Below are 19,637 nucleotides of genomic sequence, written 5' to 3' on the forward strand. Positions count from 1 at the left end.
GCCCCGGGCCACGACCCGCGAGCGGTTCACTCGCGCCACCGCCGGACGGCGGCCGCGACGACGAGATAGCCCGGGAGGGCGACCCCGAGCGCCGTCGCGATAACCCCCCAGTCGCCGGCGGCGAGCGGTACCGTCCCGAAGTACCGGTTGAGCGGCGTGTACAGCACCGCCAGTTGGAGCGCCAGCGACGACCCGACCGCGGCCAGCAGCCACGGGTTCGAGAGCGTCGGAGTGTCCCGCACCCAGCGGATGACGTACAGTTTCTCGAACTCCAGGGCGACGAAGCCGGTGAACACCATCGTCATCGCGTACGGCGTGACGGCGGGGGCGCCGTCGAGCGCGTGGAACAGCACGCCGAGCATCACGGCGGTGGAGACGGCGCCCGCCCCGGCCATCAGGCCGAGGGTGCCGCGGTCGACGATCCCCCGCGCCGGATCGCGGGGCGCCCGCTCCATCACGTCGCCGCTCCGGGGGTCCGCGCCGAGCGTCAGCGCCGGGACCCCGTCGGTCAGCAGGTTGATCCACAGCAACTGCACCGCCGGGAGGACGAGGTAGCCATAGAGGGAGGCGAGCAGGACGATGGCGACTTCGGCCACGTTCGCCGAGAGTAGGTAGGCGACGAACTTCCAGACGTTGTCGAAGATGGCGCGTCCCCGCTCGATGGCCCGCGTGATCGTCGCGTAGTTGTCGTCGAGCAACACCACGTCGCTCGCCGACCGCGCCACGTCGGTCCCGCGGTTCCCCATCGCGACGCCCACGTCGGCGCTCTTCAGTGCCGGGGCGTCGTTGACGCCGTCGCCCGTCATCGCGACGACGTGGCCGTTCCGCTTCAGCGCCCGCAGGATCCGTACCTTGTGTTCGGGGGAGGTGCGGGCGAACACGTCGGCCGTCTCGACGCGCGCCTCCAGTTCCGTCTCGCCGAGCCGTTCGACTTCGCTCCCCTCGACGACTTCGGTTCCGATGCCGAGCGATTCGGCGATGGCCGCGGCGGTGTGGGCGTTGTCGCCGGTGACCATCTTCACCTCGATGCCCGCACGCGTCGTCGCCGCGATGGCCTCGGCCACCTCCTCGCGGGGCGGATCGATCAGCCCCACGAGCCCCACGACGACGAGTTCCTCGCCCTCTAGCTCGTCGGGGGAGTCGGTGTAGCCGACCGCCAGCACCCGGAGGGCGTCGTCGGCGAACGCCCGGACGCGTTCGCGGACGCGCTCGGCCGCCGCGTCCGATCGGTCGACCGTCCCGTCGGCCGACAGCACGCCCGACGCCTTCGAGAGGACCACCTCCGGCGCACCCTTGACGTAGGCGACGTCGTCGTGGACGGTGCCCATCCACTTGCGCTCCGAGGAGAAGGGCACCTCGTCGGTGCGTGGCCGTCGCTCCCGGAGCGCCGCGACGTCGATGCCGTGATCCGTGGCCGCCTCGACGAGGGCCCGCTCGGTCGGTTCGCCGTCGTCCAGCGTGGCGTCGTTACAGAGCGCCCCCGCCCGCAGGAGGAGGTCGAGTCGGTCCGACGCCCCGTCGCCGTCGAGATGGAGGACCCGGTCGTCGATCCACGCCCGCCCGACGTGCATCCGCCCCTCGGTGAGCGTCCCCGTCTTGTCGGTACAGATCACGTCGACGGCGCCGAGGGCCTCGACCGCCGGCAGCCGGCGCACCAGCGCGTTCTCCTCGGCCATGGTGCGCACCCCAAGCGCGAGCGTCAGGGTCACCACCGCCGGCAACCCCTCCGGGACGGCGGCGACGGCGAGCGACACCGCAGTGAGGCCGGCGTCGAGGAGCGGCGTCCCCCGGACCAGCAGGAGCGGAACCAGGAGCGCGGCGAGTCCCACCACTCCGAGGCCCAGGCGCCGACCTAGCCCGTCGAGTTCCCGCTGGAGGGGCGTGCGCGTCCCCTCGATGGACGCCAGGTCGCGCGCGATGGCGCCCACCTCCGTCTCCATCCCCGTCGCGGTCACGACCGCGACGCCGCTCCCGCGGGTGACGTTCGTCCCCTTGTAGACCATCCCGCGTCGATCCGCGAGCGGCGTCCCGGCGTCGACGGCTTCCGTCCCCTTCGACACGGGAACGCTCTCCCCGGTCAGCGCCGACTCGTCGACTCCGAGGTCCGTCTCGTCGAGGAGTCGCGCGTCCGCGGGCACCACGTCGCCGCTGCCGAGTTCCACCACGTCGCCGGGGACGAGTTCCGTCGCCGGCACCACGACCGACTCGCCGTCGCGTCTGACCGTCGTCGTCGGCGCCGTCAGCTTCCGGAGGGCTTCGAGGCTGCGCTCGGCCCGGTAGTCCTGTGCGAACCCGAAGGCGCCGTTGAGCCCGACGATGACGACGATGAGGGCGGCATCGACGGCGTGGCCGACCCACACCGAGAGACCGGCGGCGACCACCAGCACCCAGATGAGGACGCTGTCGAACTGCGTCAGCAGGATTCCCGCCCACGTCCGACCGCCCGTGCCCACCACCTCGTTCTCGCCGTGGGCCGCGAGGCGCCGCCGGGCCTCCCCGGCGGAGAGCCCGCCGGGGTCGGCGTCGAGCGCCGACAGCACCTCCTCGGCCGACCGACTGTGTGGACGTCCGGACACGACCCCACGAACAGGCGCCACCCTAATGGATGTATCCGTTGACACTATCCGCGTCGGCGCGTGACGCCGGAGCGGACGGCCCCAAAACCTAGTTTTATTGTCATTCCTTCCCTCCCTCGGATCATGTACGAGAGAATCCTCGTCGCCACGGACGGCAGCGCCTCCGCGAACCGGGCGGTCTCCCGGGCCCTCGAACAGGCCGAGGCCAACGGCGCGACCCTCCACGCCATCTTCGTCGTGGACACCGGCCGCTACGGCGAACCGGCGCTGAGCAGCACCGAACTCGTCGTCGACTCCATCGAGGACTGGGGACGGAACCAGCTCGAGGAGGTGGTCGAACGCGCCGACGGGCTGGGCATCGAGGTCGTGACGCGGTGCTGTCACGGGACTCCCCACGAGGAGATCATCGGGTACGCGGACGACGTCGACGCGGACGTGGTCGTCCTCGGGTATCAGGGCCAGTCCCACGCCGCCGCCGAACGGATCGGGAGCGTGACCGACCGCGTCGTCCGGAACGCCGGGCGGCCCGTCCTCGTCGTCTAGAGCCCCCCGCGGCGCTCTCGTCGGGTCGTCACCCCGCCTCGGACGTCGCTCCGGTCACGCAGTTCGTCGGCGAGGGTCGGGTCGCGTCGTCGGGGGTTATACCCCTTCGGGACGTATCCCTCCCATGGAACACGTCGACTACGTCTACACCGTCGGCATGGAGGCGACCGAACTCGACGCGCGCCTCCGTACCGGCTCGACCGCCGTCCTCGCGCTCGCCGACGGCGACGACGCCTACGCGGTCCCGCTGCACTACCGCTACGACGGCGACCGACTCCTGGTTCGTGTGAGCGATCACGACGGCGACGCCGAGAAGCGCCGCTTCCTCGACGCCACCGACACCGCGACGCTCGTCAGGTACGCCGCCGACGCCGAGGAGTCCTGGAGCGTCCACGTGCGGGGGCCGGTCCGGGAGTGGACCGACGCCGTCGACGAGGCGACGCTCAACGAGTGGTTCCCGCCCTTCCGCCTGTTCGACGAGGCCGTCGGGGACGTGTCGTTCTCGCTGTACGAACTGGAGATGGAGACGGTCGTCGGTCGAAAGCGAGTGTAGGACGGGCGTCGACCCGCGGTCGGGGACGGTCCCGGATCGGAAGCCAGGGGTGGGATTCGAACCCACGAAGTCTCGATTACAAGTCGAGTGCATGAACCGCCCATGCTCCCCTGGCGCGTGACCTAGCGGTCCCCGCGGTAGCGTTTATCGTTTTCGACCTCTCGCTCGAACTCGATCCGGTGGGGGCGGTACCCCCGTCGCTCGTACAGTCGGATGGCGTCCTCGTTGTCGGCCATCGCCTCCACGGCGACGACGTCCGCCCCCCGGTTCCGCAGGGACGCCTCGGCGGCGTCGAGCAGGCTGGAGCCGACCCCCTCGCCCCGTCGCTCGGCGACGACGTAGAGGTCGCGGACGACGCCGCGGGTGACGTCCTGGGCCAGCGCCCCGCGTTCGACGCCGTAGCGGACGAACCCCACGACGTCGTCGGCGTCGCGGGCCACGTCGAGACGGCCGTCGGCCGCGGCCCGGGCCAGCGCCTCCTCGGCCGCCCGGCGACTCGCCTCGCCCCGGAGGTGCGACCCGTATCGGCGCTGTCCCGCCGCGAGCGCGACCCAGAGGTCGGCGACCGCCGCCGCGTCGCCCGGGGTCGCCGACTCGACCGCGACCATGCCCCGGCTAGGGGAGCCCCCCCGAAGTCAGTTCCGTCCGGACGTTCCGTGGATCGGCCGTCCAGTCGACCGATTGAAAGAAAGGTTTATGCTTGCGTCACGTTCGCACACAGCACGAGACTATCATGGGAATCACGGAATCGTTCGCTGGCGGGCGGCGGGTGACGGCCGACCGCGTTCTGGTAGCCGTGTTCGTGGCCGTCGGCCTCCTGCTTCTGGGTGATTTGCTCTGGGGACTGCTGGTCTCCGGCACGGTCGCGTTCGCCCGCGTCGGCTCGCTCGTCTGGGACGGCGTGATGCGCGGGCTCGTCATCGGCCTGGCGGGCATCGGGCTCTCGATGACCTACAGCATCCTGAACTTCGCGAACTTCTCGCACGGCGACTACATCACCAGCGGCGCGTTCGCCGGGTGGGCGACCACCTACCTGCTGGCGGGGCTGGGGCGGGCCGACGTCGGCTCGCTCCTGCTGGTCGGCGCCGGCGGGTCCGTCCTCGGCGGCGCGCTCGGCATCGGCGTGACGACCACGCCCCTGGCCGTCGCGGCCGGCGTCGCCGTCGCCGGCGCGTTCACCGTCCTGTTGGCGCTCGCGCTCGACCGGGTGGTCTACGAGCCGATCCGGTCGGAGAGCGGCATCACCCTCCTCATCACGAGCATCGGCGTCGCGTTCGCGCTGCGCTACCTGATCCAGTTCGTCTTCGGCTCCAGCGTCCGCGGGACGACCGCCGCGGGAGCCATCCCGCAGGTACCGCTCTACTTCGTCGACGGCGTCGTCCGCGTCGACGCCCACGACGTCACGCTGCTCGTCGTCTCCGTGGGTCTGATGCTCGGCGTCCACCTCCTCCTCCAGACGACGAAACTCGGCAAGGCCATGCGGGCGATGTCCGACAACGAGGACCTCGCGCGCATCACCGGCATCCCGACCGAGCGGGTCGTCCGCGCGACCTGGATCGTCGGCGGCGGCCTCACCGGCGTCGCCGGCTACGTGTTCGTCCTCTGGAAGGGGACCCTCGGGTTCAACGACGGCTGGCTGCTCCTCCTGCTGATCTTCGCGGCGGTCATCCTCGGCGGCATCGGCTCCATCTACGGCGCCATCGCCGGCGGTCTCATCATCGGCGTCGCGGCGTCCGTCTCGGTGCTCTGGATCCCGGCCGCGTTCTCGCGGGCGGCGGCGTTCGTCGTCATGATCGTCATCCTGCTCGTCCGCCCGCAGGGGCTGTTCTCAGGGAGGTCGACCGCATGAGCGCCGAGACGGACGCGGGTCCGAGTACCGTCGAGACCGCCCGCCGGCTCTGGGCGGAGGACGCCGTCAAGATCACCGTCGTCCTGCTGGTCATCTACACCGCGTACCTGCTGAGCGGACTGGTCCTCGGCTACAGCGTCCGCGGCCAGTTGAACTCCCTCGCCTCGCTGACCTTCTACATCGGCGTCTTCGCCACCCTCGCGCTCGCCTTGAACCTCCACTGGGGGTACACGGGCCTGTTCAACATCGGCGTCGTCGGCTTCATGGCCGTCGGCATCTACGTGATGGCGTTCGTCTCGAAGCCGCTGTACGGCTCCGGGGGCGCGGCACAGGTCGGCGGCCTCGGGCTCCCCATCCCGGTCGGAATCCTCGCGGGGATGATCGCCGCCGCGCTCCTCGGCTTCGTCGTCGCGCTTCCCGCCCTCCGGCTTCGCGCCGACTACCTCGCCATCGTCACCATCGCCATGTCGGAGATCGTCCGCTTTACCTTCCTCTCCTCGACCTTCCAGCAGTTCCAGGTTCCCCACACCCTCGCCGGCGACACCACCCGCGTCGGCTTCGGCGGCGGGAGCGGCCTCATCCTCGATTTCCCCGACCCGCTCCTGGCGTTCATCGACATGCTCGGCCTCTCGGGCGCCTACGCCGGCCTCGTCGCGTTCGTCGGACGGATCGTGGCGAACAACCCCGAGCCCATCGTCCACAGCCTCGTCTACGGCGTCGTCCTCCTGGGGTTCGTCACCGCCTACTTCTGGCTCCTGAAGCGGACGGGAGAATCGCCTTTCGGCCGCGTGCTGAAGGCGATCCGCGAGGACGAGGACGTGGCCCGCGCCCTCGGGAAGAACACCGACCGCTTCAAGATCACGTCGTTCATGCTCGGCTGTGCGCTGATGGGGCTTGTCGGCATCCTCTGGCTGATGGGCCAGGGCGCGGTCACGCCCAACTTCTTCCGCCCGCGGCTCACCTTCTTCGTCTGGATCGCCCTCATCATCGGCGGCGCCGGGTCGAACACGGGGAGCGTCATCGGCGGCGCCCTCTTCGCCGCCGTCCTCTATCAGGGGCCGCTCTACTTCCAGAACCTCGTCACGAGCGTCTTCCAGCCCGGCGACGCACCGGGGAGTTTCGGCCCCGCCGTCGCGCCGCTGATCTCGGGGCTCGATCCCGTCCCCTTCCTGCTTTACACGCTCGATTCGGTCCGCCAGCTCCAGCTCGTCGTCATGGGCGTGGTGCTCGTCTGGTTGATGCACAACCGCCCCGAGGGGATGCTCGGCCACCGCAAGGAGACGGCGGCCGCCATCCCGCTCGTCGGCCGGCCGACCGGCGAGGGGAGCGCGCCCGACCCCGAGACCGGGACCTCCCGAGCCGACGCCGAGGGGGGTGAGGAGGGTGAGTGACGCCGTCGAGCGGTCGCGTCCCGACGTGACCGACACGCCACTCCGGGTCGAGGGGCTCACCAAGCGCTTCGGCGGTATCACCGCCGTCGACGGCGCGACCTTCGAGGTCGAGCGCGGCACGCTCACCGGGTTGATCGGCCCGAACGGCGCCGGCAAGTCGACGACGTTCGACCTCGTCACCGGCATGCTCACCCCCGACGCCGGGACCGTCACCTTCGACGACGAGGACATCACCGGCCTCGACCCCCACCGGATCGCCGACCGCGGCCTGGTCCGGACCTTCCAGATCGCCCGCGAACTGAAGGAGATGACCGTCCTGGAGAACATGATGCTCGCGCCGAAGGGCCAGCAAGGCGAGCGGCTCTGGCGGTCGGTCCTCCCCGGCGTCCGCGGGGGCGTCGTCAGCCAGGAGGAGGAACTGCTGGATCGGGTGTGGGAGACCCTGGAGTTCTTCGAGATCGAACACCTGGCCGAGGAGTACGCGGGCAACCTCTCCGGCGGCCAGCGGAAACTCCTGGAGATGGCGCGCGCGCTGTTGACCGACCCCGACGTCCTCCTGCTCGACGAACCCTTCGCCGGCGTCAACCCGACGCTCGAACGCCGCCTCCTCGAACACGTCCACGAACTCCGGGATCAGGGCTACACCTTCCTGCTCGTCGAACACGACATGGATCTCATCATGAACAACTGCCGACACGTGATCGTGATGCATCAGGGGCGGATCCTGACCGAGGGGACGCCCGAGGAGGTCAAGCAGGACGAGGCGGTTCTCGAGGCGTATCTGGGTGGTGACGTATGAGCGCCGACGCGGACGCGGACGCGGACGCCGCCCCCGACGCCGACGGGGACCTCCTCGAAGTCGCGGACCTCGACGCCGGTTACGGCGACCTGCAGATCCTCGACGGCGTCGATCTGACCGTCGACGACGGGGAGTACGTCACCATCGTCGGTCCGAACGGCGCCGGCAAGTCGACGGTGATGAAGTCCGTGTTCGGGCTCACCACCTACATGGGCGGGACGATCCGGTTCGACGGGGCCGACATCACCGGCCGGTCGCCAGAGGAGATCATCCACGAGGGGATCGGATACGTCCCGCAGTCGGACAACGTCTTCGCCTCGCTCTCGGTGCGGGAGAACCTGGAGATGGGGGCGTACATCCTCGACGAGGTCCCGGAGGACCGACTCGCCGCGGTGTTCGACCGCTTCCCCATCCTCGAGGAGCGACAGGCCCAGACCGCGGGGACGCTGAGCGGCGGGCAACGACAGATGCTCGCGATGGGCCGGGCGCTCATGCTCGATCCGAGCCTGCTCCTCCTCGACGAACCGAGCGCCGGCCTCGCGCCGGACCTGGTCGACGAGATGTTCGACCGGATCGACGAGATCAACGAGGCCGGCACGGCGATCCTGATGGTCGAACAGAACGCCAAGGAGGCGCTCAGGCGGTGCGATCGGGGATACGTCCTCGCGAACGGGGCGAACCGCTTCGAGGGCGACGGCCGGACGCTCCTCGACGACGACGAGGTCCGGCGGGAGTTCCTCGGCGGTTAGCCCGACAGCGCCGTCTCGATCACCGAGGTGTACGACGACTCACCGATGTTGAACGCCACCTGATCCGTGACCGTCCCGTCGAAGGTGTCCTGGAACACCTCGGCGAAGCGGTTCGATAGCTGCTGGCCGTAGTCGTTGTTGACGTAGAGCGTCGCGGCCGTCGAGTTGCCGAGGCGCTCGGAGGCCACCTGTGCCATCACGCGACCCTGCAGTTGGTCCGAGGGGGCCGTCCGGAAGATGTAGTCGTCGTCCTCCAGGTTGGTGACCGAGAGCGCGGTGCTGGAGGGCGAACAGCCGACGATCTGATTGGGGATGAACACCTCCTGCGAGACGGGGACGTTCACGCCGGAGGACGCCGAGCCACAGACGCTCGGCATGCCGGCGTTGACCAGCGCCTCCGCCGCGGTGACGCCGGCCGACGGCGAGGTCTGTGTGTCCTCGACCTGAGCGTTGACCTCCAGGTCCAGGTCGGAGTCGTTGACCTGGCGGGCCGGCAACTGGGCGGCCTGGATCATCGGGCCGCCGACTGAGGCGAGGTCACCCGTCTCCGGCAGGAGGATGCCCACGTCGATGGTCCGACCCATGCCACCCGGACCGCTGTCGGCGCTCGGCCCGCCGCCGTCGGGGTTCTCGCTCTCGAAGTTCTGGATTTCGATCTGTGTCGTCCCCTGCGTGTCGGCGCCCTGGAACTCCCAGATGGAGTAGGCCGCGGACGCGGGATCGCCCGCCGCGTTGAAGTTGGTCGTGCTGGAGGCGCCCTGGTAGTTGATGTCCTCCCCGTTGGCGGCCGCCTCGACCGCGTCGAGGAAGTTCTGCGGGCCGTACTCGGTGCCGCCGGGGTTGGCGATGCGACGCATCTGGTCGCGGACGGCCGTCCCGTCGTTCTCGCCCGCCGCCGCGTTCGCGAGGATCTGGATCGCGACCGAGTCGTACGACTGCGAGGTGAAGACGCCGGGCGAGGAGCCGTACTGCTCCTGGAACAGCGAGTTGAACGCCTCCTGGTTCGGCCCGCCGGCGGCGGGCGCCGTCCCGATGACGTTCTCCATGTCGTTGCCGACCTGTCCGGGCATGGCGCCGTCGCGGAGGCCGTCCGGGACCAGGATGTCCTGCTCGCCGCTTGTCATCGAGTAGTAGTCGCGGAACAGCTGGATCCCGCTCTCGGGGTAGCCGATGACGACGAGCATGTCGGGGCCGCCGTCGCCGCCGCCACCGCCGCCGTTGCCACCGCCGCCGCCACCGATACATCCTGCCAGTCCAACGGCACCGGCCGTTCCGGCACCGACGAGGAATTCACGCCGTCCGATATCACGTACCATACCCGGCACAACGGTCGGATAATTTATAAACCCTTCCGCAAATCCGGCCCCCGCGGCCGTCCGGGAACCCCCTCCCCGTCCCGGTAGGTCGCTGGCGGTGGCCCGGACGTTCGAGTATCTCGGACGGGATCGGCGGGGGCCGGCAGACGGGGACGACGACCCGCCTCAGGCGTCGCCGACGAACGCGTCGGCGCCCTCGTAGAACCAGTAGCCGTTCTCGCGCATCGCCTCGCCGAGGGCGCGGTGGAGCGCGACGAAGTCGTCGAACTCGTCGCCGTCGACCCCCTCGAAGACGTCGCGCACGGAGACGACCGTCTCGTGGTCGATCCGGACCGGGTCGTCGCCGTACTCCTCGACGAACGCCGCGACGTCGAGGGGGAAGTCCTCCTCCTCGTCGATCTTCTTCGCGATGACGGCGTGACCGTATTTGCGCCCGCCCTCGCTCCCCTCCTCGCCGTCGGGGTCGTGTGGCCAGTCCATACCCGACACTCGGACGGGCAGCCCAAAGCCGTTACGTTCGGGTCGCGAAAAGCGGACGCCGCCGGGTCACCACGGCGTGAACCGGTGTACCTCTCGGGCGTGTTCGAGGAGCGCCTCCGTCGAGTCGAAGGACTCACCACACCCACACCGGTGCAACGACGCCGGAGTCGACCCTTGTGTCGACATATCCGTCCATACGGAGGCCTCGTATATAATTATTGTTCAGGTCGTTTGGTGACGTGTATCGAGGTAGCGGTTGGCGTGGATCGGTGCGTCGGCGCCGAACCGAGCGAGGGGGACGTCGGCAACCGAGCGAGACGAGCGAGTCGAGTGCCGTCGGCGGGACTGGAATTCGAACCCGATGGCGAGACGCTCGCTCCGCTCGCGACTCGCGTGGGTCGAATCCCAGCGGCCGCTCTCCGCTCACGAGCGTCGCGAAAAGACGGTGGGACTGGGATTCGAACCCAGGAAGCCGTGAGGCTACCTGCTTTCAAGGCAGGCGCAATAGGCCGCTCTGCCATCCCACCGCGTGAACGCGTACCCACCCGCCGGTCAAATGCCTTCTGCTGTGTGTCCTATCGTAGCGATTGAAACCATTCACACCGCAGATCGAAGCACGGCGTACGATCTGCTTGCCATGACGTGCAACCGCTGCGCTACTTGCTGGCGCCCGAGACGGTTTCCAGCGCCCGGGTGACCAGCCGTTCGGAGTAGCCGGCGGCGAACCCGACGACGATCATGACGGCGGCCGTGTTCTCCCCCACGGACATGAACGGCGTCTGGAGGGCGAAGTAGACGACGAGCGCGCCGATGGCCCCGAAGAGGCCGCGGGCCCACGTGACGGTCAGCCCCGTCAACTGCTGGGCGACCTTCATCGAGAGTCGCTCGTCGCGGAGCGACCGCATTCCGAACAGCGACGCGCCGACGATGCCGGCCAGGCCGACGAACAGGGCGAAGCCGAGCGACGAGACGTCGGGCTGGGTCCCCGCACCGGGACCGACGACCACCGCGAACGGCGATTCGAGGAACGCGACGAACGAACCGAGCCAGGGGACGCCCTCGTCCACGAAGTACGGCAGCGCGGCGAGGAGGACGAACAGTATCGAGCCGACGAGTCCGAGCCGGAACAGCTGCTTGAACTGGAGCTGGAGGTAGTCGCGCCGCAGGTGGACGCTCTCGTACTGCTCGTTGAGGATGGCGTGGGCCTGTCGCACCGCGGCCCCCGTGACGTCCGCATCGAGCCCGTCCCGTCCGAGCAGTTCCTCGACGGCGGTTCGCCGCCAGCCGCCGAGCACCTCCAGTGCCTCCCGTCGGAGCGTCCGCGCCCGCGCTTCGAGTTCGTTCGACCCGGTCGCCTCGTCGAGCGCCTCCAGACCGTACGTCTCGATCCGGCGGGCGCCGTGGAAGTGTCGCCACCCGTCGGCGATCCGCCCCCGTTCGAGGGCGTCCTCGACGCGCTCGAACAGGTCCAGCACGTCCTCTTTCCAGAAGAACTCCGTCACGCCCGCGTCCGTGGCCGCCGCGACCAGCGCGTCGAACTCCTCGCGGAAGGTGTAGTAATCCCCGCGGAGCCGGACGTACCCCATCCGCCGGCGGTTCCGACCGTTCGTCCGGTCCTGCACCGTCTCGCTCGCGTCGCGGAGGGCGCCGCCCGCCGACCGGTCCGTGAGCGTTCGCAACGTCGAACCCATGCGTACCGTACGCGCCGCGAGGAGAAATACGTGTAGTGTCGCCGACGTGTCTGCCGGCGGTGACGCGACTCGGCGTCAGTCCCGCACCAGTCGGGGCTCCGCGTCGTCCCGTGCGACCCGGAGGCCGAGCCGGTCCACGAACGCCGCGGTGTTCGCGGGGACGACCCGCTCGGCGTCGACCCGCGCGTTCAGGAGGGGGAGCACGTCCAGCAGGTCGTCGCCCGTCTCGACGACGGGCTGGATCGGGAGGAAGTCGACCTCGTGACCGGCGTCGCGGCCGCGGTCAGTGAGCGTCTCCAGCTCCGGCGCCGCGAACGCGTCCGCGAAGTCGACGGGGTCGGTGAAGCCCGCGTAGTAGGCCCGCCCGCGGGTGGCGGCGCCGAGGACGACCTCGGAGCGTCGGAGCTTCATCGCCGCGTTGTCGACGAGCGGCCGGGTGAGAAACGGGGCCGAGCCCTCGACGACGGCCGCCGAGGTGACGCCCTCCTCCCGGAGGAGGTGGGTGATCGTGTTGCCCGCGCGGGCGTCGAACGTCGACCCGACCTGGGGTTCGAAGCGGACGTCGCTCGGGTCGTCGAGGGCCGCGGTCGCGAGGGCCCGCACCGCCGCCTCGCTGGCGGTGTCGGTGACGTGTTCGTCCGGCAGGAGGTCGTCCGGTCGGTAGTTGACGAGCAGGTCGCCGCCGGAGCGGGCGACGGCGACGAAGACGTCACGGCACATCGCGGCGTAACACTGCGCGGCCTCCGACTCGGTCAGCGGACTCGTCGCGGCGAGCTCCGTCGCGACCAGCCCCTCGCGCGGGGGGTCCGCCATGACGGCGATGGTGGTCATGTGGGTCGGTCGTGGCGGCGCGGACTTGAACGCGCCGGTCGACGGCTAGTCGTGCGCCCCGCTCCGCCCCTTCGTCTGCCGGTAGTCGCGGCCGAGCACCGACTCGGCGACGTGTTCGACGAAGGCCTCCGTCTCGGCGTCGGTCTGGTCGGCCGGGGCACGCATCGGGACGAGTTCGAACCCGCGCCCGCGGATCGTCGTCGCGTGACACGCCTCGACGTCGAGCGAGTCGGCGTCGCGGGTCGTGTGTTCGACGGCGACGCCCCGCAGCGCCAGTTCGCCGACCGGGACGATGATCTCCGGGTTGATCATGCGCACGTCCGCGGTCAGGTAGGCGTCGCAGGTGGCGACCTCCTCGGCGGTCGGATCGCGGTCGGGGTGCCGACAGCGCGTGAGGTAGGTCAGGTAGGCGTTGTCGAGTTCGGGTTCGTCGGCGTCGGGCGGCGAGTTCGAGAAGCCGAGGTCGCCCAGGATCCGCTGGAGGCGCCGGCCGGCGTCGTCGCCGGTGAAGGGGACGCCGGTGCGGTCGGCGCCGGGGCCGGGCCGGCCGCCGACGAACATGAACTCCGCACCCACGTCGCCGTAGCCGTGGACGACGTTCGTCCGGGCGTCGGCGAGGTCCGGACAGTTCCGACAGTCTTCGTCCATGCCGAACGGGTTGTCGGGGTGTTCCTGTGCTGGGTCCACACTCCCTCTGCACGCCACGGGCACAAAAGCGGTCGGGAGTCGTGCCGTCGGTCGCCGGTCGATGCGGCCGTTCGTCGCCGGCCTCAGGAGTTCGAGACGCGGCGGCGGTTGACCACGCCGACGTTGTTGGCCACCTCCTCCGTGATGACGCGGAAGGCGTCGGCCGTCGGGTCGTCGTCTTTCAGCACCATCGGCTCCCCGCCCGTTCTGATCTCCGGATCGAGCGGGACGCCGCCGAGGTAGGGGAGGTTGTTGGCCTCCGCGAGGCCGCGGCCGCCGCCGGAGCCGAACACGTCGTGTTCGCCGCCGCAGTCCGGGCAGACGAACGAACTCATGTTTTCGATCAGGCCGAGGACGTTGGTGTCGTGGCGGCCGAACATCCGGATGCCCTTGCGGGCGTCGTCGACGGCCACCTCCTCGGGTGTCGTGACGATGACGGCGCCGGTCAGCGGGAGCGTCTGGAGGATGGTGAGCTGCGTGTCGCCCGTCCCCGGCGGCAGGTCGAGGACGAGGTAGTCGAGTTCGCCCCACTCCACGTCCTCGACGAGTTGGGTGAGGACCTGGTGGACCATCGGGCCACGCCAGATCACCGGGTCGTCCTCGCCGACCATGAAGGCCATGCTGATGAGTTTCACGCCGTAGCGCTCCGGCGGGATGATGGTGTCGTCGTCGGTGGCGGTCGGGGGGTCCTCGGAGTCGAGCATCCGGGGGACGTTCGGGCCGTAGACGTCCGTGTCGAACAGGCCGACGCGGGCGCCGAGTTTCGACAGGCCGGCCGCGAGGTTGACGGCGACGGTCGACTTGCCGACGCCGCCCTTGCCGGAGGCGACGGCGACGACGTTCTTCACGCCCGGCAACACCTCGTCGTCGCGGAGCGTCGCCGGCCGCTTCGCCGTGAGTTCCACGTCCACGCCGGCGTCGGCGAGGGTCTCCCGCACGTCGGCCGCGATGGCGCTCTCCGTGGGGGCGTAGGGCGCCCCCAGCGCCAGCGACACCTTCGCCGTCCCGTCCTCGACGGCCACGCCGTTGACCAGTCCCAGCGACACGACGTCGTCGCCGAGGTCGGGGTCCTCCACCCGGCCGAGTAACTCCCGTACGTCGGCTTCGTCCATGCCGTAGCCTCGGCGTGAGGGTCGGATAAGGGTTTTGTCGCGGGCGGAGAGAGCGAAACCGCCGCGGAGCACTCGCGCCGCCCGAATGTAACCTCGGGAGGTTACGTGACGGGGTGTCGATGGCTCCAATTTAAGGCTCTCCGGACGAACGCTCCGATAGCATGCTGGAGGACGACTTCGGGCGAGAGGTGTCGGGCGTGCGTGTCTCGCTCACCGACCGCTGTAACTTCGACTGTGTCTACTGCCACAACGAGGGGCTCGGTGACACGCGGGGACCGATGGAACCGCAGGACGACGAGATGTCGACCGACGACGTCGTCCGGTTCCTGGAGGTCGCCGCGGAGTTCGGCGTCGACAGCGTGAAGTTCACCGGCGGGGAGCCGATGCTCCGGGACGACCTCGAGGAGATCATCCGCCGGACCCCCGACTCCATGGAGGTGTCGATGACGACCAACGGCACGTATCTCCCGGGTCGCGCCGAGGCGCTGGTCGACGCCGGCCTCGAACGCGTCAACGTCTCGCAGGACGCCCTCGACCGGGAGGCCTTCGCCGAGATCACGAAGTCCGGCGCCTACGACAAGGTGATGGAGGGCGTCGACGCGGCGCTCGACGCGGGGCTGGACCCGGTGAAGCTGAACATGGTCGTCTTCGAGCACACCGCGGGCTACGTCGAGGGGATGGTGGAGCACGTCGCCGAGAACGAGGGGCTGCAGCTCCAGCTGATCGAGTACATGCCCGAACTCACGGGCAAGCCGGAGTGGAACATCGACATCGGGCGGGTCCACGATTGGCTGGCCGACATCGCCGACGAGGTGGAACACCGGGAGATGCACGACCGCAAGCGCTACTGGGTCAGCAGCACCGACCCGGACGACGCGGCCGCGGACCCCGCCCAGCGGGGCATGGTCGAAATCGTCGACCCCGTCGAGAACCCGACCTTCTGTGCCAACTGCCACCGGGTTCGGGTCACCCACGAGGGCTACCTGAAGGGCTGTCTCAACCGCAACGACGACCTCCGGTCGATGGGCGAGATGTCGAAAGCGGAGATCCGCGAGACGTTCCGCGAGACGGTCGCCAACCGCGTCCCCTACTACGGCGAGTACATGATTCGGAACGACGAGGGCGAGTGGGAGGTCAACGAGGAGTACCTCGGTGCCCCGACGGCCTGAGTCCCCGCGTCGTCGCTCGCGCCTCCAGCCTCCGGTCGTCGCCGCTCGTTCTCCCCGTGCGACCCGACCGCACGCCCCCTGCCTTTCGTGATGTTTAAGTATCGCCCCCGGGTTGATCCGAGTGCATACGCTGCAGGGGCGCCCGGCCCCGAGTCCGAGAGGGCGACGATACGAACGCAGGTGTTGCGGTAGCCAAGCCTGGCCCAAGGCGCAGGGTTGCTAACTCTGTGGCGTCAAGCCTCCGGGGTTCGAATCCCCGCCGCAACGCTCGCACCCAGATATCCATGAGTGCAGAAGAACCACAGGACGGCTCCCCCGAGGACGACGAAGACCTTCGGTACTTCGTCCGAATCGGCCAGACCGACCTCGACGGGACGAAGGCCGTCGAGCGGAGCCTCACCGACATGAACGGCATCGGCAAGCGCACGGCGCGCATCGTCGCCGACGCGGCCGACGTGGATCGAACGGCCACGTTCGGACGCCTCGACGACGACGAAATCGACCGCGTGATCGAGGTCGTGGAGAACTTCGCCGACGAAGTCCCCGAGTGGATGGTCAACCGGCGGAACGACTTCTACACCGGCGAGAGCGACCACATCGTCGGCTCGAACCTCAGCCAGACGCGCACGCAGGACATCAACCGCATGAAGATGATCGACTCCTACCGTGGCGTCCGGCACAAGCGCGGGCAGAAGGTGCGCGGCCAGCGGACGAAGTCCACCGGCCGTACCGAAGGCACCATCGGCGTCAACGTCGAGGCCATCAAGGAGGACATGGCCGAGGAAGCCGAGGAGGAAGAGGCCTAATATGACGACCGGCAAGAACACCAAGTTCTACGAGACGCCGAACCACCCGTATCAGGGCGAACGCATCGCGGAGGAGGCGGACCTCCTCGGTCGGTACGGCCTGAAGAACAAGGAGGAGCTCTGGCGAGCCCAGTCGGAACTGCGCGAGATGCGCCGCGAGGCTCGACGACTGCTCGGCGACGCCCAGGGCGACGTCGAGGCCGCGGCGGAGGCCGGCGGCGAGTTCGTCGTGCGCCTCCAGCGTCTCGGCATCCTCGACGAGCAGGACGACATCAGCGACGTCCTCTCGCTCGAAGTGACGGACCTGCTCGAACGGCGACTGCAGACGGTCGTCTACCGCAAGGGGCTGGCCCACACGCCCCAGCAGGCCCGCCAGTTCGTCAGCCACGGACACGTCACCGTCGACGGCGCGCGCGTCGAGACGCCGTCGAAGATGGTGGAGGTCGACGAGCAACCGACCGTCGACTTCGACGGGGCGAGTCCGCTCGCGGACGACCTCCACCCCGAACGCGCGGAGGGTCAAGAATGAGTGCCGAAGAGCAGGACAAGTGGGGCATCGCCCACGTCCACGCGTCGTTCAACAACACCCTGATCACGGTCACCGACCAGACGGGTGCCGAAACCATCGCCAAGTCGAGCGGCGGGACGGTCGTGAAACAGAACCGCGACGAGGCGTCGCCGTACGCCGCCATGCAGATGGCGGAGACGGTCGCCGAGGAGGTCCTCGCGGCCGGCGTCGAGGGCGTCCACGTCCGCGTGCGCGGCCCCGGCGGCAACGGCAACAAATCGCCCGGGCCGGGCGCGCAGGCGACGATCCGAGCGCTCGCCCGCGCCGGCCTGGAGATCGGTCGCATCGAGGACGTCACGCCGATGCCGCACGACGGCACCCGCGCGCCGAAAAACAGCCGCCTCTAACATCATGGTAGCCGACTTCGAAGTCGAGTTCATCGAACGCGACGACCGGAACGCGCGGTTCCTCGTGAGAGGGGTCACCCCGGCCTTCGCGAACGGGGTTCGGCGGGCGATGGTCGCCGACGTGCCGACGTTCTCCATCGACACCGTTCGGTTCGTCGAGAACTCGTCGGTGATGTTCGACGAGATGATCGGCCTCCGACTGGGGCTGGTGCCACTCACGACCCCCCTCGACGACTTCGAGGTGGGCGACGAAGTGACGCTGGCGCTCGACGTCGAGGGGCCGGCGACGGCCTACTCGGGCGACATCGAGACGTCCGAACCGCTGGTCGAACCCGCCGACGACAACATCCCGATCATCGAACTCAAGGAGCAACAGCGGATCGAACTCGAGGCGGACGCCGTGCTCGACACGGGCCGCGAACACGCCAAACACCAGGGCGGCGTGGCCGTCGGCTACCGCCATCTCCAGCGCGTCGAGGTCGTCGACGACGCCGGCGAGTTCGACGAACAGGAGCCGAACATCCTTCGCGGGGTCATCGAGACCGAGGACGGCGAACTCGTCCCCACCGACGAGTTCGATCACGACCTCACCAACCGGTACCCCGGCAAGGAACTCGCGGTCACCGACGTCTCCGACGCGTTCGTCTTCCACGTGGAGACCGACGGGTCGGTGAGCGTCGAGGAACTGGTCACGCGCGCCGCCGAGACCATCGGCGACCGCGCGGCGGAACTGGAAACGAAAGTCGCAGTCTGAGACCCCACCATGCCCCGAACACCACCCCCGACACCGACGTCCGCCGCCGACGCAGCGAGCGCCGCGGCCCGTCGAAGTCGGGGAACCGAAACTGGTTTGAAGGGGCGCCCGATACTGCGACGTGCGTGCAGGGATAGCCAAGTCAGGCCAACGGCGCAGCGTTCAGGGCGCTGTCCCATAGGGGTCCGCAGGTTCAAATCCTGCTCCCTGCACTCCCTTCTGGAGGTAGACAATGAGTAAGACGAATCCGAGACTCAACAGTCTCATCGCCGAGTTGAAGGCGGTCTCCCGCGAGTCCGGTGCCGGTGTCTGGCAGGACGTCGCGGACCGCCTGGAGAAGCCACGGCGCACCCACGCGGAGGTCAACCTCGGGCAGATCGAACGCTACGCCCGCGAAGAGGAGACCGTCGTCGTGCCCGGCAAGGTGCTGGGTAGCGGTGTGCTCGAAAAAGAGGTTACCGTCGCGGCCGTCGACTTCTCGTCGACGGCGCGACAGAAGATCGAACGGGTCGGGGACGCCGAGCGACTCGAACGCGTCGCCGAGGAGAACCCCGAGGGCTCCAACGTACGGGTGATCCGATGAGCCTCGCCGAGTTCGACGCCGACGTGGTCGTCGACGCCCGCGACTGCATCATGGGCCGGGTCGCCAGCGAGGTGGCCCAGCGCGCCCTCGACGGCGAGACGGTCGCCGTCGTCAACGCCGAGGACGCGGTCATCACCGGCAACGAGGAGGACACGATGGAGACCTACCGCAAGCGCGCGGAACTCGGCTCCGACAGCGGGCCGTACTACCCCAAGCGCCCCGACCGCATCTTCAAGCGGTCGATCCGCGGGATGATCCCCTACAAGAAGCCGCGCGGTCGCGAAGCGTTCGAGAACGTCCGCGTCTACGTCGGCAACCCCCTCGACGAGGACGGCGACGTGCTCGAGGGCACCTCGCTGGACCGTCTCTCGAACATCAAATTCGTCTCCCTCGGAGACGTCTCCGAACAACTGGGTGCGAACGTCACATGGTAACCAACACGAGCGGCAAGAAGAAGACGGCCGTCGCCCGCGCCACCGTGCGCGACGGCGAGGGTCGCGTGCGTATCAACTCCCAACCGGTCGAACTGGTCGAACCGGAGCTGTCGCGCCTGAAGATGCTGGAGCCGTTCCGCATCGCCGGTGACGACCTGCGCGAGACGGTCGACATCGACGTGACCGTCTCGGGGGGTGGCTTCGCCGGGCAGGCCGACGCCGTCCGGACGGCCGTCGCCCGCGGACTGGTGCAACACCACAACGACGCCGAACTCCGCGACGCGTTCATGGAGTTCGACCGGTCGCTACTGGTCAACGACGTGCGCCAGTCCGAGCCCAAGAAGTGGGGCGGTCCCGGTGCGCGGGCCCGCTACCAGAAGTCCTACCGCTGAGGTGATC

At 69.3% G+C, this 19,637-nt stretch carries 22 protein-coding genes and 4 tRNA genes; 16 read left to right on the top strand and 10 right to left on the bottom strand.

The genetic code is table 11. The annotated features are described in order from the left end of the window. Window positions 1-26: 26 nt before the first annotated feature. Entirely contained in the window at window positions 27-2,576 is a 2,550-nt protein-coding gene (locus tag NBT67_RS03010; RefSeq protein ID WP_251343337.1) for a cation-translocating P-type ATPase, read from the bottom strand. A gap of 123 nt (window positions 2,577-2,699) precedes the next feature. Here NBT67_RS03010 and NBT67_RS03015 point away from each other — a divergent pair, with 123 nt between their 5' ends. Together NBT67_RS03015 and NBT67_RS03020 are read left to right on the top strand one after the other, a co-directional pair. Then, window positions 2,700-3,119, top strand: a complete 420-nt coding sequence (locus NBT67_RS03015; RefSeq protein ID WP_251343338.1) for a universal stress protein — start codon at window positions 2,700-2,702, stop codon at window positions 3,117-3,119. Window positions 3,120-3,243: 124 nt separating this feature from the next. After that, window positions 3,244-3,672, top strand: coding sequence for a pyridoxamine 5'-phosphate oxidase family protein (locus NBT67_RS03020; protein ID WP_251343339.1), 429 nt, complete (start codon window positions 3,244-3,246; stop codon window positions 3,670-3,672). Between the two features lie 41 nt (window positions 3,673-3,713). On the opposite strand, the gene NBT67_RS03025 is transcribed toward NBT67_RS03020, so the two are convergent. Then, window positions 3,714-3,787: transfer RNA gene (locus NBT67_RS03025), tRNA-Thr, on the bottom strand. Window positions 3,788-3,794: 7 nt separating this feature from the next. Continuing rightward, window positions 3,795-4,280, bottom strand: a complete 486-nt coding sequence (locus NBT67_RS03030; RefSeq protein ID WP_251343340.1) for a GNAT family N-acetyltransferase — start codon at window positions 4,278-4,280, stop codon at window positions 3,795-3,797. A gap of 296 nt (window positions 4,281-4,576) precedes the next feature. Between NBT67_RS03030 and NBT67_RS03035 the strand changes: the two genes are divergently transcribed. Genes NBT67_RS03035 through NBT67_RS03050 form a run of 4 tightly spaced genes read left to right on the top strand, consistent with a single transcriptional unit; the run spans window position 4,577 to window position 8,460 of the window. Then, window positions 4,577-5,521, top strand: a complete 945-nt coding sequence (locus tag NBT67_RS03035; RefSeq protein ID WP_251344328.1) for a branched-chain amino acid ABC transporter permease — start codon at window positions 4,577-4,579, stop codon at window positions 5,519-5,521. Further along, window positions 5,518-6,912, top strand: coding sequence for a branched-chain amino acid ABC transporter permease (locus NBT67_RS03040; RefSeq protein WP_251343341.1), 1,395 nt, complete (start codon window positions 5,518-5,520; stop codon window positions 6,910-6,912). Before NBT67_RS03035 ends, NBT67_RS03040 begins: the two co-directional genes overlap by 4 nt. After that, window positions 6,896-7,711 (top strand): ABC transporter ATP-binding protein, encoded by an 816-nt coding sequence (locus NBT67_RS03045; RefSeq protein ID WP_425498889.1) that lies wholly within the window; start codon window positions 6,896-6,898, stop codon window positions 7,709-7,711. Before NBT67_RS03040 ends, NBT67_RS03045 begins: the two co-directional genes overlap by 17 nt. After that, entirely contained in the window at window positions 7,708-8,460 is a 753-nt protein-coding gene (locus tag NBT67_RS03050) for an ABC transporter ATP-binding protein (protein ID WP_251343343.1), read from the top strand. Before NBT67_RS03045 ends, NBT67_RS03050 begins: the two co-directional genes overlap by 4 nt. Here NBT67_RS03050 and NBT67_RS03055 read toward each other — a convergent pair. The 7 genes from NBT67_RS03055 to NBT67_RS03085 all read right to left on the bottom strand — a co-directional run bounded on the left by NBT67_RS03055 (window position 8,457) and on the right by NBT67_RS03085 (window position 14,577). Beyond that, entirely contained in the window at window positions 8,457-9,776 is a 1,320-nt protein-coding gene (locus tag NBT67_RS03055; RefSeq protein WP_251343344.1) for an ABC transporter substrate-binding protein, read from the bottom strand. The genes NBT67_RS03050 and NBT67_RS03055 overlap by 4 nt on opposite strands. Before the next feature lie 165 nt (window positions 9,777-9,941). Further along, window positions 9,942-10,256, bottom strand: coding sequence for a DUF5785 family protein (locus NBT67_RS03060; protein WP_251343345.1), 315 nt, complete (start codon window positions 10,254-10,256; stop codon window positions 9,942-9,944). 443 nt (window positions 10,257-10,699) lie between these two features. Then, window positions 10,700-10,783: transfer RNA gene (locus NBT67_RS03065), tRNA-Ser, on the bottom strand. 129 nt (window positions 10,784-10,912) lie between these two features. Continuing rightward, window positions 10,913-11,947, bottom strand: coding sequence for a hypothetical protein (locus NBT67_RS03070; protein WP_251343346.1), 1,035 nt, complete (start codon window positions 11,945-11,947; stop codon window positions 10,913-10,915). A gap of 75 nt (window positions 11,948-12,022) precedes the next feature. After that, window positions 12,023-12,778: a DUF2064 domain-containing protein gene (locus NBT67_RS03075; protein ID WP_251343347.1), complete on the bottom strand. Its 756-nt coding sequence runs from the start codon at window positions 12,776-12,778 to the stop codon at window positions 12,023-12,025. A gap of 45 nt (window positions 12,779-12,823) precedes the next feature. Then, window positions 12,824-13,465, bottom strand: coding sequence for a uracil-DNA glycosylase (locus NBT67_RS03080; protein ID WP_425498890.1), 642 nt, complete (start codon window positions 13,463-13,465; stop codon window positions 12,824-12,826). A gap of 83 nt (window positions 13,466-13,548) precedes the next feature. Beyond that, window positions 13,549-14,577, bottom strand: coding sequence for an Mrp/NBP35 family ATP-binding protein (locus tag NBT67_RS03085; RefSeq protein ID WP_251343348.1), 1,029 nt, complete (start codon window positions 14,575-14,577; stop codon window positions 13,549-13,551). A gap of 161 nt (window positions 14,578-14,738) precedes the next feature. Between NBT67_RS03085 and moaA the strand changes: the two genes are divergently transcribed. The 10 genes from moaA (at window position 14,739) to NBT67_RS03135 (ending at window position 19,630) form a co-directional block, all read left to right on the top strand. Beyond that, window positions 14,739-15,746: a GTP 3',8-cyclase MoaA gene (moaA, locus tag NBT67_RS03090; protein ID WP_251343349.1), complete on the top strand. Its 1,008-nt coding sequence runs from the start codon at window positions 14,739-14,741 to the stop codon at window positions 15,744-15,746. Between the two features lie 182 nt (window positions 15,747-15,928). Beyond that, window positions 15,929-16,013, top strand: a tRNA-Ser gene (locus NBT67_RS03095). Window positions 16,014-16,030: 17 nt separating this feature from the next. Beyond that, complete coding sequence (locus NBT67_RS03100; RefSeq protein WP_251343350.1) at window positions 16,031-16,552, top strand: 30S ribosomal protein S13; 522 nt, start codon at window positions 16,031-16,033, stop codon at window positions 16,550-16,552. Between the two features lies 1 nt (window position 16,553). Then, a complete protein-coding gene (locus tag NBT67_RS03105) occupies window positions 16,554-17,081 on the top strand; it encodes a 30S ribosomal protein S4 (RefSeq protein ID WP_251343351.1) in 528 nt (175 codons plus the stop codon). Beyond that, the gene (locus NBT67_RS03110) at window positions 17,078-17,467 is read left to right on the top strand and encodes a 30S ribosomal protein S11 (RefSeq protein WP_251343352.1); all 390 of its coding nucleotides are present in this window, start codon (window positions 17,078-17,080) and stop codon (window positions 17,465-17,467) included. The genes NBT67_RS03105 and NBT67_RS03110 overlap by 4 nt, the downstream gene beginning before the upstream one ends. A 4-nt stretch (window positions 17,468-17,471) precedes the next feature. After that, a complete protein-coding gene (locus NBT67_RS03115) occupies window positions 17,472-18,221 on the top strand; it encodes a DNA-directed RNA polymerase subunit D (RefSeq protein ID WP_251343353.1) in 750 nt (249 codons plus the stop codon). Between the two features lie 127 nt (window positions 18,222-18,348). Next, window positions 18,349-18,433, top strand: a tRNA-Leu gene (locus tag NBT67_RS03120). 20 nt (window positions 18,434-18,453) lie between these two features. Then, entirely contained in the window at window positions 18,454-18,804 is a 351-nt protein-coding gene (locus NBT67_RS03125; protein ID WP_251343354.1) for a 50S ribosomal protein L18e, read from the top strand. After that, window positions 18,801-19,238: a 50S ribosomal protein L13 gene (locus tag NBT67_RS03130; RefSeq protein WP_251343355.1), complete on the top strand. Its 438-nt coding sequence runs from the start codon at window positions 18,801-18,803 to the stop codon at window positions 19,236-19,238. Before NBT67_RS03125 ends, NBT67_RS03130 begins: the two co-directional genes overlap by 4 nt. After that, the gene (locus NBT67_RS03135) at window positions 19,232-19,630 is read left to right on the top strand and encodes a 30S ribosomal protein S9 (RefSeq protein WP_251343356.1); all 399 of its coding nucleotides are present in this window, start codon (window positions 19,232-19,234) and stop codon (window positions 19,628-19,630) included. Before NBT67_RS03130 ends, NBT67_RS03135 begins: the two co-directional genes overlap by 7 nt. Window positions 19,631-19,637 lie beyond the last annotated feature (7 nt).

The organism is Haloplanus sp. GDY1 (assembly GCF_023703775.1).
GTDB classification, from domain to species: Archaea; Halobacteriota; Halobacteria; order Halobacteriales; family Haloferacaceae; genus Haloplanus; species Haloplanus halophilus.

Excerpts from the sequence above, each read along its gene's own strand:
- NBT67_RS03015 (WP_251343338.1), top strand. The coding sequence starts at position 2,700 with ATGTACGAGAGAATCCTCGTCGCCACGGACGGCAGCGCCTCCGCGAAC.
- NBT67_RS03020 (WP_251343339.1), top strand. The coding sequence starts at position 3,244 with ATGGAACACGTCGACTACGTCTACACCGTCGGCATGGAGGCGACCGAA.
- NBT67_RS03030 (WP_251343340.1), bottom strand. The coding sequence starts at position 4,280 with ATGGTCGCGGTCGAGTCGGCGACCCCGGGCGACGCGGCGGCGGTCGCC.
- NBT67_RS03035 (WP_251344328.1), top strand. The coding sequence starts at position 4,577 with ATGCGCGGGCTCGTCATCGGCCTGGCGGGCATCGGGCTCTCGATGACC.
- NBT67_RS03040 (WP_251343341.1), top strand. The coding sequence starts at position 5,518 with ATGAGCGCCGAGACGGACGCGGGTCCGAGTACCGTCGAGACCGCCCGC.
- NBT67_RS03050 (WP_251343343.1), top strand. The coding sequence starts at position 7,708 with ATGAGCGCCGACGCGGACGCGGACGCGGACGCCGCCCCCGACGCCGAC.
- NBT67_RS03055 (WP_251343344.1), bottom strand. The coding sequence starts at position 9,776 with ATGGTACGTGATATCGGACGGCGTGAATTCCTCGTCGGTGCCGGAACG.
- NBT67_RS03060 (WP_251343345.1), bottom strand. The coding sequence starts at position 10,256 with ATGGACTGGCCACACGACCCCGACGGCGAGGAGGGGAGCGAGGGCGGG.
- NBT67_RS03070 (WP_251343346.1), bottom strand. The coding sequence starts at position 11,947 with ATGGGTTCGACGTTGCGAACGCTCACGGACCGGTCGGCGGGCGGCGCC.
- NBT67_RS03075 (WP_251343347.1), bottom strand. The coding sequence starts at position 12,778 with ATGACCACCATCGCCGTCATGGCGGACCCCCCGCGCGAGGGGCTGGTC.
- NBT67_RS03085 (WP_251343348.1), bottom strand. The coding sequence starts at position 14,577 with ATGGACGAAGCCGACGTACGGGAGTTACTCGGCCGGGTGGAGGACCCC.
- moaA (WP_251343349.1), top strand. The coding sequence starts at position 14,739 with ATGCTGGAGGACGACTTCGGGCGAGAGGTGTCGGGCGTGCGTGTCTCG.
- NBT67_RS03100 (WP_251343350.1), top strand. The coding sequence starts at position 16,031 with ATGAGTGCAGAAGAACCACAGGACGGCTCCCCCGAGGACGACGAAGAC.
- NBT67_RS03105 (WP_251343351.1), top strand. The coding sequence starts at position 16,554 with ATGACGACCGGCAAGAACACCAAGTTCTACGAGACGCCGAACCACCCG.
- NBT67_RS03110 (WP_251343352.1), top strand. The coding sequence starts at position 17,078 with ATGAGTGCCGAAGAGCAGGACAAGTGGGGCATCGCCCACGTCCACGCG.
- NBT67_RS03115 (WP_251343353.1), top strand. The coding sequence starts at position 17,472 with ATGGTAGCCGACTTCGAAGTCGAGTTCATCGAACGCGACGACCGGAAC.
- NBT67_RS03125 (WP_251343354.1), top strand. The coding sequence starts at position 18,454 with ATGAGTAAGACGAATCCGAGACTCAACAGTCTCATCGCCGAGTTGAAG.
- NBT67_RS03130 (WP_251343355.1), top strand. The coding sequence starts at position 18,801 with ATGAGCCTCGCCGAGTTCGACGCCGACGTGGTCGTCGACGCCCGCGAC.
- NBT67_RS03135 (WP_251343356.1), top strand. The coding sequence starts at position 19,232 with ATGGTAACCAACACGAGCGGCAAGAAGAAGACGGCCGTCGCCCGCGCC.